Origin of the sequence: Brevundimonas sp. UBA6550 (genome assembly GCF_002434505.1) — a bacterium.
GTDB lineage: Bacteria > Pseudomonadota > Alphaproteobacteria > Caulobacterales > Caulobacteraceae > Brevundimonas.
In genome coordinates this window covers 700,741-713,929 of record NZ_DJKE01000008.1, presented here as the reverse complement: position 1 = coordinate 713,929, position 13,189 = coordinate 700,741, and the positions used below count along the sequence as shown (strand labels likewise).

Annotated in this window: 13 protein-coding genes; 5 read left to right on the top strand and 8 right to left on the bottom strand. The window is 67.5% G+C overall.

Features of this window, described 5'->3' with window-relative positions; genetic code table 11:
• Positions 1-114: 114 nt before the first annotated feature.
• A complete protein-coding gene (locus B3Z70_RS11420; protein WP_292023387.1) occupies positions 115-528 on the top strand; it encodes an EF-hand domain-containing protein in 414 nt (137 codons plus the stop codon).
• A gap of 16 nt (positions 529-544) precedes the next feature.
• Here the strand turns inward: B3Z70_RS11420 and B3Z70_RS11415 are convergent, their stop codons facing one another.
• Genes B3Z70_RS11415 through ettA form a run of 4 tightly spaced genes read right to left on the bottom strand, consistent with a single transcriptional unit; the run spans position 545 to position 3,713 of the window.
• Positions 545-1,471 carry a 2-hydroxyacid dehydrogenase gene (locus tag B3Z70_RS11415; protein ID WP_292023385.1) on the bottom strand — a complete coding sequence of 309 codons (927 nt, stop codon included), beginning with the start codon at positions 1,469-1,471 and terminating at the stop codon, positions 545-547.
• Entirely contained in the window at positions 1,468-1,797 is a 330-nt protein-coding gene (locus tag B3Z70_RS11410; protein ID WP_292023383.1) for a DUF5615 family PIN-like protein, read from the bottom strand. Before B3Z70_RS11410 ends, B3Z70_RS11415 begins: the two co-directional genes overlap by 4 nt.
• Positions 1,794-2,021: a DUF433 domain-containing protein gene (locus tag B3Z70_RS11405; RefSeq protein WP_292023380.1), complete on the bottom strand. Its 228-nt coding sequence runs from the start codon at positions 2,019-2,021 to the stop codon at positions 1,794-1,796. The genes B3Z70_RS11410 and B3Z70_RS11405 overlap by 4 nt, the downstream gene beginning before the upstream one ends.
• 24 nt (positions 2,022-2,045) lie before the next feature.
• On the bottom strand, positions 2,046-3,713 hold the full coding sequence (gene ettA / locus B3Z70_RS11400) for an energy-dependent translational throttle protein EttA (RefSeq protein WP_292023378.1): 1,668 nt from the start codon (positions 3,711-3,713) through the stop codon (positions 2,046-2,048).
• A 178-nt stretch (positions 3,714-3,891) separates the two neighbouring features.
• Between ettA and B3Z70_RS11395 the strand changes: the two genes are divergently transcribed.
• A complete protein-coding gene (locus B3Z70_RS11395; RefSeq protein WP_292023376.1) occupies positions 3,892-5,202 on the top strand; it encodes a TCR/Tet family MFS transporter in 1,311 nt (436 codons plus the stop codon).
• Positions 5,203-5,259: 57 nt separating this feature from the next.
• On the opposite strand, the gene topA is transcribed toward B3Z70_RS11395, so the two are convergent.
• Positions 5,260-7,887, bottom strand: a complete 2,628-nt coding sequence (gene topA, locus B3Z70_RS11390; RefSeq protein WP_292023374.1) for a type I DNA topoisomerase — start codon at positions 7,885-7,887, stop codon at positions 5,260-5,262.
• Positions 7,888-8,025: 138 nt separating this feature from the next.
• On the opposite strand from topA, the gene B3Z70_RS11385 reads away from it, so the two are divergent.
• Positions 8,026-8,217, top strand: a complete 192-nt coding sequence (locus B3Z70_RS11385; RefSeq protein ID WP_292023372.1) for a hypothetical protein — start codon at positions 8,026-8,028, stop codon at positions 8,215-8,217.
• Between the two features lie 3 nt (positions 8,218-8,220).
• Here B3Z70_RS11385 and dprA read toward each other — a convergent pair whose 3' ends face one another.
• Both dprA and plsY read right to left on the bottom strand, forming a co-directional pair.
• Positions 8,221-9,291: a DNA-processing protein DprA gene (dprA, locus tag B3Z70_RS11380; protein ID WP_292045598.1), complete on the bottom strand. Its 1,071-nt coding sequence runs from the start codon at positions 9,289-9,291 to the stop codon at positions 8,221-8,223.
• A complete protein-coding gene (gene plsY, locus B3Z70_RS11375) occupies positions 9,288-9,926 on the bottom strand; it encodes a glycerol-3-phosphate 1-O-acyltransferase PlsY (protein ID WP_292023368.1) in 639 nt (212 codons plus the stop codon). Before plsY ends, dprA begins: the two co-directional genes overlap by 4 nt.
• A 127-nt stretch (positions 9,927-10,053) precedes the next feature.
• On the opposite strand from plsY, the gene B3Z70_RS11370 reads away from it, so the two are divergent.
• Positions 10,054-10,986, top strand: coding sequence for a glycerophosphodiester phosphodiesterase family protein (locus B3Z70_RS11370; RefSeq protein WP_292023366.1), 933 nt, complete (start codon positions 10,054-10,056; stop codon positions 10,984-10,986).
• A 61-nt stretch (positions 10,987-11,047) separates the two neighbouring features.
• Positions 11,048-12,229 carry a 5-demethoxyubiquinol-8 5-hydroxylase UbiM gene (gene ubiM, locus B3Z70_RS11365; RefSeq protein WP_292045596.1) on the top strand — a complete coding sequence of 394 codons (1,182 nt, stop codon included), beginning with the start codon at positions 11,048-11,050 and terminating at the stop codon, positions 12,227-12,229.
• Between the two features lie 6 nt (positions 12,230-12,235).
• Here ubiM and B3Z70_RS11360 read toward each other — a convergent pair whose 3' ends face one another.
• Positions 12,236-13,159 carry an alpha/beta hydrolase gene (locus tag B3Z70_RS11360; protein ID WP_292023362.1) on the bottom strand — a complete coding sequence of 308 codons (924 nt, stop codon included), beginning with the start codon at positions 13,157-13,159 and terminating at the stop codon, positions 12,236-12,238.
• Positions 13,160-13,189: the final 30 nt, after the last annotated feature.

Below are 13,189 nucleotides of genomic sequence, written 5' to 3'. Positions count from 1 at the left end.
CATATAAAGATATCCTTATATGATTTGGCAAGCGAAATCGTTTTCTCGACGCCGGCGCGACGGGAAGCGTTCATGCGTGCGTTCAAGGTTTTGCAGCCCCTTTGGAGTGGTCCCATGCGCACCCTGATCATCGCCGCCTTCGCCCTGGCCGTCGCCGGCCCCGCCCTGGCTCAAAGCGACGCCCCCGAGATGTCTATGCCGCAGATGCCGGATGGTCAGATGTCCGGGCCGCAAAGTGGGCCGCGCATGGGCGGAATGAGGCCCCCGCCGCGCGAGACGCTGGCGCAGATGCAGGCGCGGATGACCCAGATGTTCGACCGTCTGGACGCCAATCACGACGGGGTGGTCGACGCCGCCGAACTGGCCAATGCGCGTGGCGGCCGGATGCTGGCGCGGTTCGACGCCAACGGCGACGGGCGCGTGATGCGCGAGGAGTTCACCGTGGGCCTCGACGCCCAGTTCAAGGCGATGGACAAGAACGGCGATGGCGTCGTGACGACGGACGAACGGCCTCAGCGCCCGAACTGACGCCTTCGCGCCCCGGTCAGGCCACGGGCGTCTTCAGCGGCTCGCCCGCGAAATGCGCCTGCAGGTTCTGCATCAGCAGCATCAACATGCCCTGCACCCCGGCGGTCGTGGCTCCGGCGGTGTGGGGCGTCAGGACCAGGTTTGGCACGTCGGCCCAGCGCGCGGGATCGGTCGGTTCCTCGACAAAGACATCCAGCGCGGCCTGACCCAGGGCGCCGGACGTCAGGGCGGCGATCAGGGCATCCTCGTCGACCACCTGTCCGCGCGAGACATTGACCAGCAGGCCGTCGGGGCCGAGCGCCTCCAGGATTTCGCGTGAGATCAGGCCGCGATTGCTCTCGTCGGCCTTGCACGCCACGACCAGAATGTCGCTGGCCTTAGCCAGCGCCAGCAGGGATTCTGCGCGGGGCCATTCGGCGTCGTGAGGACGTGGACCCCACCAGCTGACGGACATGCGGAAGGCTTCGGCGCGGTCGGCGACGGCTTTGCCGATATGGCCCAGACCGACGATACCCAGTTTCTGGCCGCCGAGGGAGGCCGTGATGGTGCGGGTCGCTGCGGTCCATTCGCCGGAACGCACTTGTCGGTCGCCCGAGGCGATCTGGCGGCGCGCGGCCAGGATCAGTCCCAGCGCATGATCGGCCACATCCTCGTGATTGACGCCGGGCGCATGGGTGACGGGCAGGCCGCGCGCGCGGCACCAGTCGATGTCGATCCCGTCATAGCCCGAGGTGAAACAGGCCAAGAGGTCGAGATTGGGAAGCCGCTCGATCAGCGCCTTGTCCAGCGGCGCTTCGCCGGCCACGACCATGACGCGGATGTCGTGCGCGGCCTCGATGGGCGGACCTTCCCAGAAGCGATAGACATCGTAGGCGCTCTCCAGAAAGCCCGAGAGCGGAGCGAGATGCCGCTGCATGATGAGAACGGCGGGGCGTTGGGTCATGCACGGACCTCTATCAGTCGTTCGCCGCCATTGATCCGGGCGAGGATCGCAGGCCAATGGCGTTCGAATGTCTGGATCAGGATTGCGTTGCTGCAGTTGCCGATGCGGAGCCACACCAAGCGACCTTTGGCGTCCTGTCTTGCGAAGTTTGCGAAATCAGCGTCGCGGCTCAGAACGACTGATCCGTCGCGCAAGGCTTCCCGCCAGATGTCGTGATCGGGTCGGTCATGAAGCCCAAGGTCGCGTACATGGATGGCGTCCAAACCTTGCGACCGCAACCAAGTCGCGAGGACCGGCGGCAGTTGCTGATCGATGACGATCCTCACGCGGCGATGATGACCGGATGATCGACCTCGCGGGCACCGTAGGCAAGGCAGGCGAGTATATCGTCCATCTCAAGGTCGGGATGGTAGTCGAGAATGGATTCGGCGCTTTCGCCGGCCGCCAACATGCCCAGCACCTCGGCAACGGTGATGCGGATGCCTCGGATGCACGGTTTACCGCCGCGCTTGCCGTCTTCGATAGTGATGCGGGACAGAAGATCGCTCATGTCCCGCATCCTATCACAGTTCGATCAGCGCCCGAACTTCTGGTGCTGGATGCGTTTGGGAATGATGCTGTCGGCGCCCAGGCGGCGCATCTTGTCCTGTTCGTAGGCTTCGAAGTTGCCTTCGAACCATTCCACATGGCCGTCGCCCTCGAAGGCGAGGATGTGGGTGGCCAGACGGTCCAGGAACCAGCGGTCGTGGGAGATGACCACGGCGCAGCCCGCAAACTCTTCCAGAGCCTCTTCGAGGTTCTGCAGGGTTTCGATGTCCAGGTCGTTGGTCGGTTCGTCGAGCAGGATCAGGTTGCCGCCCGAGGCCAGGGTCTTGGCCAGGTGGACGCGGTTGCGCTCACCGCCGGACAGTTGCCCGACCTTCTTCTGCTGGTCGCCGCCCTTGAAGTTGAAGCTGCCGACATAGGCGCGGGTGTTGATCTCGCGCTTGCCGACCATCATCACGTCGGTGCCGCCCGAGATGGCCTGCCAGATGGTTTCGTCCGGCTTCAGGTCGTCGCGCGACTGATCGACATAGGCCAGTTTGACCGTTTCGCCGACCTTGATCGTGCCGCCGTCGGGCTGTTCCTGGCCGGTGATCAGCTTGAACATCGTCGACTTGCCGGCGCCGTTCGGGCCGATGACGCCGACGATGCCGTTGGGCGGCAGTTTGAAGGTCAGGTTATCGAACAGCGTCTTGTCGCCATAGGTCTTCTGCAGACCTTCGACTTCCAGCACGACATTGCCCAGGCGCGGGCCGGGCGGGATCTGGATGTGGGCGTGGGTCTGGGCGCCGCGCATCGATTCCTGTTCCTCGACCATCCGCTCGTAGGCGGCCAGACGGGCCTTGGACTTGGCCTGACGGGCCTTGGCGCCCGAACGAACCCATTCCAGTTCGCGGGTCAGGGCGCGTTGGCGGGCTTCGGATTCCGACTGTTCCTGCACGACGCGCTTGGTCTTGGCTTCCAGCCACGAGGAATAGTTGCCCTCGTGCGGGTGGCCCTTGCCGCGATCCAGCTCCAACGTCCACTTGGTGACCAGGTCCAGGAAGTAGCGGTCGTGAGTCACCAGGATGACGCAGCCGGGGAAGTTTTCCAGGTGGTGCTGCAGCCAGGCGACGGATTCGGCGTCCAGGTGGTTGGTCGGTTCGTCGAGCAGCAGCATGTCCGGCTTGGACAGCAGCAGGCGAGCCAGGGCGACGCGGCGCTTTTCACCGCCGGACAGGTTGGTGACTTCCCAGTCGTCGGGCGGGCAGCGCAGGGCGCCCATGGCCTGGTCGATGCGGCTGTCGATGTCCCAGACGTCGCCGGCGTCGATCTTTTCCTGAAGGGAGGTCATCTCCTCCATCAGTTCGTCGGTGTAGTTTTCGCCCAGCTCGGCGGCGACCTCATTGAAGCGGTTGACCCACTGCTTCTCCTCGCACCAGGCCTCGACGTTCTGGCGAACGTTCAAGGCGGGATCGAGCTGGGGCTCCTGCTCCAGATAGCCGCGCTTGATGCCGTCGGCGGCGCGGGCTTCGCCGGTGAACTCGGTGTCCAGGCCGGCCATGATCTTCAGCAGGGTCGACTTACCCGAGCCGTTGACGCCGACGACGCCGATCTTGGCGTCGTTGTAGAAGCTGAGCCAGATGTTCTCGAAGATCTTGCGGCCGCCGGGGAAGGTCTTGGTCAGACCCTGCATCTGGAAAATATATTGCTGCGCCATGAGGTGCGGTGTCGCCCTTCGGGTTCGTCGGATGGGAGGATGGCGCGGATGTAGCGATCCTGAGGCCCGAGAGCAAATGAGGCGAGGGGCGGGCAGGCCGGCGACGGCGCCCAATCGGCGCTGTGCGAAGCGGTATCCGGCGCGTATTGAGCCTGACCAAACAGCAGAGACCTGCCCCATGACCGCAATATCGGACCGTCGATTGAAGGCGGCCATCGGCTTCATCTTCGTGACGGCGGTGCTCGACATCGTCGCCATGGGCATCATCATCCCGGTGTTGCCGCAGCTGATCGAGGATTTCGTCGGCTCCAACGCCCAGGCGGGCGTGATCAACGGCGTCTTCGTGGCGCTGTGGGCGGGGATGCAGTTCGTCGCCTCGCCCATCATCGGGTCGTTGTCGGACCAGTACGGGCGTCGGCCGGTGATCCTGCTGAGCTGCGCGGGGCTGGCCATCGACTATGTGCTGATGGCGGTGGCGCCGAACCTGTGGTGGCTGGCGGTCGGGCGGATCGTGGCGGGCGTCACCTCGTCCAGCTTCACCACCATCTACGCCTATATGGCGGACGTCACTCCGGTCGAGGGGCGCGCCAAGGCCTACGGTTTGATCGGCGCGGCCTTTTCCGGGGGCTTCGTGCTGGGTCCCGTGATCGGCGGGTTCCTGGGCGAGATCAGCCCGCGTGCGCCGTTCTGGGCCGCCGCCCTGATGTCGGGGATCGCCTTCCTCTATGGCCTGATCATCCTGCCCGAGAGTTTGGCGGTCGAGAAGCGGATGAAGTTCAGCTGGCGGCGCGCCAATCCCGTGGGGGCGATGGTCTTGCTGGGCCGTCACCCGGAGCTGACGGGCCTGGCCGGGGTGACCTTCCTGCTGCACTTCGCCCACCACGTCTTCTCGGCGGTCTTCGTCCTCTATGCCCAGTATCGCTATGGCTGGGGGCCGCGCGAGGTGGGTCTGCTGCTGGCCATGGTCGGGGCGCTGGACATGGGGATGCAGGGGCTGGTAGTGGGGCCGGTGACGAAGGCGCTGGGGGACCGCAAGACCATGCTGCTGGGCCTGGTCGGCGGCACGGTCGGCATCGGCCTGATGGGCTGGGCGCCGACGGGATGGATGTTCGTCGCCGCCATGCTGCCGAACGCCCTTTGGGGGCTGGCCATGCCGACGCTTCAGTCGCTAATGACCCGACAGGTGTCCGAGAGCGAACAGGGCCAACTTCAGGGCGCGACCATGAGCGTGGCCTCCATCGCCGGCGTCGCCTCGCCGCTGTTCTTCGGCTGGATCTATTCGCTGTCGGTCGGCGGCGGGTTCGCCCCTCTGACGACCTGGCTGGACCGGCACGGCCTGGGCCTCGTCGACGCCGTCGTCCACGCCCCGGGCCTGAGCTTCTACATCTCCGCCGTGGTCCTGGCGCTGGCCGGCGTCATCGCCTGGATCACCGCGCGCCGGGCGGAACGGGCCGAGAGGGGTTCGGCGATGGTTACGAACCCGCGCTGACGCAGCCGCGCCGAACGCGCCTTTCCGTCACGGCGTGACGGAAAGGGCGACGACGGATCAGTCTTCGGTCTTGGGCTTTGCAGCCTTTTTCGTCGGAGCCTTCTTGGCCGCCGGTTTCTTGGCCGCAGCCTTTTTCGGAGCGGCGGCCTTCTTGGCGGGCGCCTTCTTCTTGGGCGCGGCGCCGGCCTTGGCGGCGAGCAGGGGCAGGGCGTCTTCCAGGGTCAGGTCTTCGGGCGCGGTTCCCTTGGGCAGGGTGGCGTTGATCTTGCCCGACTTGACGTAGGGACCGAAGCGACCAGCCATGACGTGGATCGGCTCGCCCGTCTCCGGGTGGGCGCCCAGGTCCTTCAGCGGGGCCGTGGCGGCGCCGCGACCGGGACGGCCCGCGCGTTTTTCGGCCAGCAAGGCGACGGCGCGGTTCAGGCCGACCTCGAACACCTCGTCGATGTCCGAGACGTTCGCATAGGTGCCGGCGTGCAGGACGAAAGGCCCGTAACGACCCAGGCCCGCCGTGATTATCTTGCCGTCTTCCGGGTGGACCCCAACCTCGCGCGGCAGGGCCAGAAGGCGCAGCGCCCGATCAAGGTCGAGCGATGCCGGCGACCAGCCCTTGGGCAGGGACGAGCGTTTCGGCTTCTCCCCGTCCGGCGGCGCGATTTCGACATAGGGTCCGAAGCGGCCGATCTTCAGCTGCACCGGCTGGCCGGTCGCCGGGTCGAGGCCCAGTTCGCGGTCGCCGCTTTCCGCCGATCCGTCCTCGGCCGAGGGGCTGGCGACGGGGCGGGTGTATTTGCAGTCGGGATAGCGCGAGCAGCCGATGAAGGCGCCGAACCGGCTGGTCTTCAGGCTGAGCTGGCCCTGGTGGCATAGGGGGCATTCGCGCGGATCGGAACCGTCGCCCTTGTCCGGGAAGATATGGGCGCCCAGGCTTTCGTTCAGGGCGTCCAGAATGGCGGTGGTGCGCAGTTCGCCGGCGGCTTGTGTCGCGGCGTGGAAGTCCTGCCAGAACTCGCGCAGCAGCACCTTCCAGTTCAGGTCGCCCGCCGAAACCTCGTCCAGACGGGTCTCCAGCGCGGCGGTGAAGTCGTATTCGACCCATTTCTTGAAGAACTGCTCGAGGAAGGCCGTGACCAGCCGCCCCTTGTCCTCGGGATAGAAGCGGTTCTTGTCGACGCGGACATATTCGCGGTCGCGCAGGGTCGACAGGGTCGAGGCGTAGGTCGACGGGCGCCCGATGCCCAGTTCTTCCAGCTTCTTGACCAGGGTGGCTTCCGAATAGCGCGGCGGCGGTTCGGTGAAATGCTGGTCGGTGCGGATGGCGTCGACCTTGGCCTTGGCGCCTTCCTTCAGGGCGGGCAGGCGGCTGGTGTCGTCCTCGCCCTCGTCGCCCTCCGCGCCCTTCTGCTTCTCGTCGCGGCCTTCCTCATAGACGGCCAGGAAGCCGTCGAAGGTGACCACCTGGCCGGTGGCGCGCAGGCCGGTCTGGCCGTCCGGCGTCTCGATCTCGACCGTGGTGCGGTCCAGACGCGCGGCCTCCATCTGCGAGGCGACCATCCGCTTCCAGATCAGCTCGTACAGACGCTGAAGATCCGAATCGAGACGGACGGAATCGGGATGGCGGGCGATATTGGTCGGGCGGATCGCCTCGTGCGCTTCCTGGGCGTTCTTGGCCTTGACCTTGTAAAAGCGCGGCTCGGTCGGGACATAGGCGGGGCCGTATTCCTTGCCGATCACCTCGCGCGCCTGGGCCAGACCTTCGGGGCTGACCGACACGCCGTCGGTCCGCATATAGGTGATCAGGCCGCCGGTCTCGTCGACGCCTTCATACAGTTTCTGCGCCGCCTGCATGGTGCGCTGGGCGGTGAAGCCCAGCTTACGCGAGGCTTCCTGCTGCAGGGTCGAGGTGGTGAAGGGGGGCGACGGATTGCGGCGGACCGGCTTCTTCTCGACCGAGTTGATGGTGAAGTCGCCGGCCTGGATCGCGGCACGCGCGGCGCTGGCGGTCGCCTCGTCCTTGATGTCCAGACGCTGAACCCGCTTGCCGGCGTGCTTGACCAGGCGCGCGGTGAAGGGCGGGCTGTCGGCGTTCAGGTCGGCCTCGATCGACCAGTATTCCTGAGGCCTGAACTTCTCGATCTCCATTTCGCGATCGACGACGATGCGAAGGGCGACGGATTGCACCCGCCCCGCCGAACGGGCGCCCGGCAGCTTGCGCCACAGAACCGGCGACAGGGTGAAGCCCACCAGATAGTCCAAGGCGCGGCGGGCCAGATAGGCCTCGACCAACTCCATATCCAGTTGACGCGGATTGGCCATGGCCTCCAGCACGGCCGACTTGGTGATGGCGTTGAAGGTGACGCGCTCGACGTGCGTGTCCTTCAGCGCCTTCTTCTTGTTCAGCACTTCCAAAACGTGCCAGCTGATCGCTTCCCCTTCGCGGTCGGGGTCGGTCGCCAGGATGACGCGGTCGGCGCGCTTGGCGGCCTCGGCGATTTCGGACAGGCGTTTGGCGCCCTTGGCGTCGGCCTCCCAGTGCATGGAGAAGTCGTCGTCGGGCAGGACCGAACCATCCTTGGACGGCAGGTCGCGGACGTGACCGTACGAGGCCAGGACCTCATAGTCCGAGCCCAGGTATTTGTTGATGGTCTTGGCCTTTGCGGGGCTCTCGACGATGACGAGGTTCATATCGGTCCGGTCTCGGGAAGGGGCGCGAACGTGGTTGGAGCGGAGCCGTGTGTCAATCGCACCTGTCGCCTTACATCCATAGGTAGTTGTTTTTTGTATAGGCGCGGTTAGATTGCGGTCGGGACAACGGAGACGATCATGGCCAGCGCGAGGGAACCGGCGGCTCCGCCGGACGATCAGAACGACATCGAGGCCGGGGCCTTTCCGACACGAGAATATATCGGGGCCATGGCGCTGGAAATGGCGCGGATGGCGCGTGAAGAAGGCGACGGCCGTTTGGCGGGCCTGCTGGAGGATGCGGCCGGCGCGGCGGCGCTGCCGCCCGGCTAGCCCTTAGATCGACGCCAGACCGCCGGGCAGCAGTTCGGCGCGGCCGACCAGGCTGAGTTCCAGAAGGGCGGCGGCGACCTGGGCAGCCGGGGCGTTCAGGGCGCGGGCGATCTCGTCACGCGGCGTGGGCGTGGGCGAAAGCAGGGCGGCGACCCGATCCAGCAAGGCCTGGTCCAGTTTGTCATCGAAGCGCAAGGGCTCGGACGGCGGCTCGCGCAGGGTGCGCAGGGTGTGGAAGGCGCGCTCGATGTCCTCGATGCCCTCGCACAAGATGGCGCCTTGGCGCAGCAGTTCGTTCGGGCCGCGCGCGCGGGGGTCCAGCGGCGAGCCGGGCACGGCGAAGACGTCGCGACCCTGTTCGGCGGCCAGGCGCGCGGTGATCAGGGAGCCGGACCGAAGCTCGGCCTCGACCACCACGACGCCGCGCGACAGGCCGGAAATGATGCGATTACGGCGCGGGAAGTCGCGCGCCTGGGCGCGGGCGCCGACAGGGCTTTCGGACACGATGCAGCCGCGCTCCGTCAGGCGGGCGTAGAGGTCGGCGTGTTCGGGCGGATAAATATCGCTTACCCCGCCGCCCAGAACCGCGACGGTCCCCGTCGGCAGGGCGCCTTCGTGGGCGGCGGCGTCGATGCCACGCGCCATGCCGGAAACGACGACATGGCCCGCCTGACCCAGTTGCTGGGCCAGACCGCGCGCGATCCGCTGGCCGCCCGCCGAGGCGATGCGGGCGCCGACGATGGCGACGCAGGGGCGGTTCAGCAGTCCGGCGTCGCCGCGCGTCCACAGGATCGGCGGCGGCGGATCGAGCGCGGCCAGCATTTCGGGAAAGCCAGCGTCGCCCAGCACCAGCAGGCGCGCGCCGAGGGCCTCGCCCGCCGCAAGTTCACGCTCGACGGCCTCGACCGGCGGGGGCGTGGAGGCGCCGGACTTGCGGATCAGGCCGGGCAGGGCGTCCAGCGCGGCGATGGCCGAGCCGTAGCGCGCCAAGAGCTGAGTGAAGGCGACGGGACCGATGCGGTCGGTGCGGGCCAGCCGCAGCCGCGCGAAACGTTCGGCCGGGGCCAGGCTCACGCCTTCTTGGCCCCGATGCGCGGTTCCTCGCCCTTCAGCAACCGGGCGATGTTCTGGTGGTGACGCACCCAGATCAGCACGGCGGCGAAAACGGTTAGCAGCAGGACGGGCGACCCGACCGGCAGCCCCACCGCCGCCAGGGGCAGAAGCGCCAGCAACGGCGCCGTCGCCGACGAGATCAGGGCGGCCAGCGACGAATAGCGGAACAGGAAGGCCGACAGCAGCCAGACGGCCCCCGCCATCAGGCCCAACGGCCAGGCGGCGGCCAGCAGCATGCCATAGAAGGTGGCGACGCCCTTGCCGCCCTTGAAGCCCAGCCAGACGGGAAACAGGTGGCCCAGAAAGGCCGCGCCGCCGGCGATGGCGCCGGCCAGTTCGCTGTCGAACAGATGCCTTGCGATCAGAAGTGCGGCGGCCCCCTTGCCGGCGTCCAGCAGCAGGGTGGTCAGGGCCAGATCCTTGCGGCCGGTGCGCAGCACGTTCGTCGCGCCGATATTTCCCGAGCCGATGTTGCGCACGTCGCCGGCGCCCGCCGCGCGAGTGATGACCACGCCGAACGGAATGGAGCCGAGCAGATAGCCGCCTAAGGCGACCAGCGCCAAGGTTCCCACCGCCGGGCCCGCCAGATCGTGCACTTTGATTCGCTCCCCGCGTGTCGTTGCGGCAAAATGCGTCGGCGGACGGCGCGGAGCAAGGGCGATCCGACCTCTTGACCCGGCGATCTGTGCAGCGTCTGGTCCGCCCGCCCTGCAGGAGAGTTCGATGCGCCAAATCCCGACTGTCGCCGCCGTCGCCTTGCTGATGTTCACGGCCGCCTGCGTCGGCGCGCCGGCGCCTGCCGCGCCGCCTGCCGAAGAACCGGCGATGGCCGCCTATTTCGACTGCGTGCGCGAGGGCGGCGCAGCGATCTCGGCGCACCGGGCGGTTTCGGCGCCGGACCAGCCGGAAAACTCCATCGCGGCCATCGAGGCGACGGGACGGGCCATTCCCAATGCGATCCTGGAACTGGACGCGGTTCTGACCAAGGACGGGCATCTTGTGCTGATGCACGACGAGACGATGGAGCGGACCACGACCGGGCGCGGGCGGGTTGCGGATCTGACCCTGGCCCAGGTGAAGCGGGCGAGGCTGAAGGCGTCGAACGGCGCCCTGACACGCGCCGCGCCGCCGACGCTGGGCGAGGCGCTGGACGCCGCCGGTCGCGTGGGGGCCATCGCCAGCATCGATCTGAAACCCGCAGAGGGCGGCGCGACCGTCGATCTGGCGCGCGCGGTGATCGACCAGGTGCGGCGGTCGGGCGCGGCGAACCGCGTCATCCTGATCACCTATAACGACGCCGATGCGCGGGCGGTGGCGACGATGGCGCCGGAGATGATGATTTCGGCGGGCTTGAGCGGCGTGGACGCCTTGCAGGGGCTGAACGCGCCGCAAATCCTGGCCTGGACCGGCACGCGCGAGGAACGGCCGGCGCTGTGGCGGGCGTTGCGCGAAGCCGGGGTGGAGGTGCAGTTCGGCACCCTGGGCGCCGAGGGCGTTCGGCGCGACGACCGCTATGCGGCCGACGGCGACGTATCGGAATATCGCGACCTGGTGCGCCAGGGGGTGACGGTGATCGCCACCGATACGCCGCTGGCAGTCAAGTCGGTGCTGGGCGCCGAGGTGGCCAGGGCCGCGACCTGTCCGCGTCCGCGCTGACCTCGGCCAGGTTTGCGCTGCATCAAGGGCGGCGGCCGCGCGATCGGGCAGGAGCGCAGGGATGAGCCAGGATCTGACGTTCGATATCGCCGTGGTCGGGGCCGGGCCGGCCGGCCTGGCCTTCGTCCGGTCGCTGGCGGGAGCCGGGCTGTCCGTCGCCCTGATCGAGGGGCAGTCAGAGACGAGCCTGCGCGATCCGGCCTTCGACGGACGCGAAATCGCGCTGACCCACCATTCGATGCGTCTGTTGAAGGCGATGGGCGTCTGGGACCGGATACCGGCGGATGACCTCTCGGATTTGCGTCAGGCGCGTGTGCTGGACGGCGGTTCGCCCTTCGCCCTGACCTTTGGAGCGGCGGATGCGGATCGGCTGGGCGTGCTGATCCCCAATCACCTGATCCGGCGCGCGTTGTTCGAGGTCGTCGAGGGGCAGGCGGGCGTCGACCTGATGCTCGGACGGCGGGTGGCCGACTGTCGGATCGGGCCTCGGAGGCCGCGCGGGCGGCTGACGCTGGACGACGGGACGACGATCCGGGCCGATCTGATCGTGGCGGCGGATTCGCGTTTTTCCTTCATGCGCGACCGACTGGGCGTGGGGGCCGAGATCAATCGGCTGGGGCGGTCGATGATGGTCTGCCGGATGCGGCACGATCAGGCGCACGGTCATGTGGCGACCGAATGGTTCGACCACGGCCAGACCATCGCCCTGTTGCCGGTCGCGGACCCCCAGCAGCGGATGTCCTCGGTGGTGATGACCCTGGCGGCGCCGGCCATCGCCGACCTGATGGCGCAATCGCCCGAGGCCTTTGCGTCGTCCATGGAGCGGCGGTTGCAGGGGCGGCTGACCGGGTTGGAGTTGGTCGGTGCGCGCCACGCCTATCCGCTGGCCACGACCTGGAGCCATCGGTTCGCGGGCGAGGGCTTCGCCCTGATCGGTGATGCGGCGGTGGGGATGCATCCGGTCACCGCCCACGGCTTCAACCTGGGTCTGCGCGGGCAGGAGACGCTGGCCAAGGTGGTGCGCGGGGCGCGAGGCGCGGACATCGGTTCGGGGCGTCTGCTGGCGCGATACCAGCACGAACATCGACTGGCCAGCTGGCCGCTTTATCAGGGCACGAACGCCCTGGTGCGGCTTTTCACCCAGGAGACGCCGCCCGCCAGACTGGCGCGCGGCGCGATGCTGCGCGCCGGTCAGGCGACCGCGCCGTTCAAGGCGGTGGTGAAGCGGATGCTGACGGCCTAGGCGCCGTCATGGACGGGCGGGCAGCACCGCCGTCAGCGCGCGCGTGAAACCGACCGGGGCGACGGTCAGATGGTCCTCGTCCTGCAAGACGACGGATTGGACGGTCAGATGCGGATAGCCCCGCGATTTCAGGGCGCGTTCCATGGCGCCGACGTCGCCGACCATGTCCGCGCCCGAGGTGTTGCGGCGGTCCGGGCCGGGAACCTCCCAGCCGCCGATATACATGAAGACGTCGGCGGGCAGGTCGCGATGGGTTCTGGCGTATTCCGCCTCAATCCCCATCATGTGTCGTTTGTCATACCAGAAGGACGGGCTGCCCAGAACATAGGCATGAAACAGCCCGGGGTCCGTGAACAGAATCTGGGCGCCGAGCAGTGCGCCGTAGGAATGTCCCAGAAAGACGCGGCGGGCAGGATCGACGCGGAAACGTTTCTCGACGAAGGGCAGGGCCTGGGTTTTCAGATAGGTCTGATAGGCAGGGCCGCCGCCGTGGAGGGTTGAACTGGCGCTGCTGGGGCCGTTTGGCGTCGGCGTATAATCGCGGTTGCGGCTGACCGTGCCGTTGTCGCCGCGCGAATAGGACAGGCCGACCAGGATGAATTCCTCGATCACGGGTCCGTCCAGGTTCACCCGCCGGGCGATCTGGCGGATGATCGGAAAGGCGTAGTCGGCATCGGTCACATAGACGACCGGATAGCGGCGATTCGGGCTTGTCTCGTAGCTGGCGGGCAGGCTGACGAAGACTTCGTAGTCGCGACCGGAGACGGGGTCGGGCGCCGTCCAGACCTGGGTGCCCTTCAACACATAGGGCGCGCCTTCCGCCGCATCGGGCGTTGGCGAGGACTGGGCGTCGGCCTGCTTCGAACACCCCATGACGGCGCCGACGACAAGCACCAGGCCTAGGCCAGCGGGGCGTCTCAAGAGCGTCATGACCGATTCCTCGACAAGCTTCACTGTCGC

Excerpts from the sequence above, each read along its gene's own strand:
- B3Z70_RS11385 (WP_292023372.1), top strand. The coding sequence starts at position 8,026 with ATGGCCAGCGCGAGGGAACCGGCGGCTCCGCCGGACGATCAGAACGAC.
- B3Z70_RS11370 (WP_292023366.1), top strand. The coding sequence starts at position 10,054 with ATGCGCCAAATCCCGACTGTCGCCGCCGTCGCCTTGCTGATGTTCACG.
- B3Z70_RS11405 (WP_292023380.1), bottom strand. The coding sequence starts at position 2,021 with ATGAGCGATCTTCTGTCCCGCATCACTATCGAAGACGGCAAGCGCGGC.
- B3Z70_RS11420 (WP_292023387.1), top strand. The coding sequence starts at position 115 with ATGCGCACCCTGATCATCGCCGCCTTCGCCCTGGCCGTCGCCGGCCCC.
- topA (WP_292023374.1), bottom strand. The coding sequence starts at position 7,887 with ATGAACCTCGTCATCGTCGAGAGCCCCGCAAAGGCCAAGACCATCAAC.
- ubiM (WP_292045596.1), top strand. The coding sequence starts at position 11,048 with ATGAGCCAGGATCTGACGTTCGATATCGCCGTGGTCGGGGCCGGGCCG.
- B3Z70_RS11415 (WP_292023385.1), bottom strand. The coding sequence starts at position 1,471 with ATGACCCAACGCCCCGCCGTTCTCATCATGCAGCGGCATCTCGCTCCG.
- B3Z70_RS11395 (WP_292023376.1), top strand. The coding sequence starts at position 3,892 with ATGACCGCAATATCGGACCGTCGATTGAAGGCGGCCATCGGCTTCATC.
- ettA (WP_292023378.1), bottom strand. The coding sequence starts at position 3,713 with ATGGCGCAGCAATATATTTTCCAGATGCAGGGTCTGACCAAGACCTTC.
- B3Z70_RS11360 (WP_292023362.1), bottom strand. The coding sequence starts at position 13,159 with ATGACGCTCTTGAGACGCCCCGCTGGCCTAGGCCTGGTGCTTGTCGTC.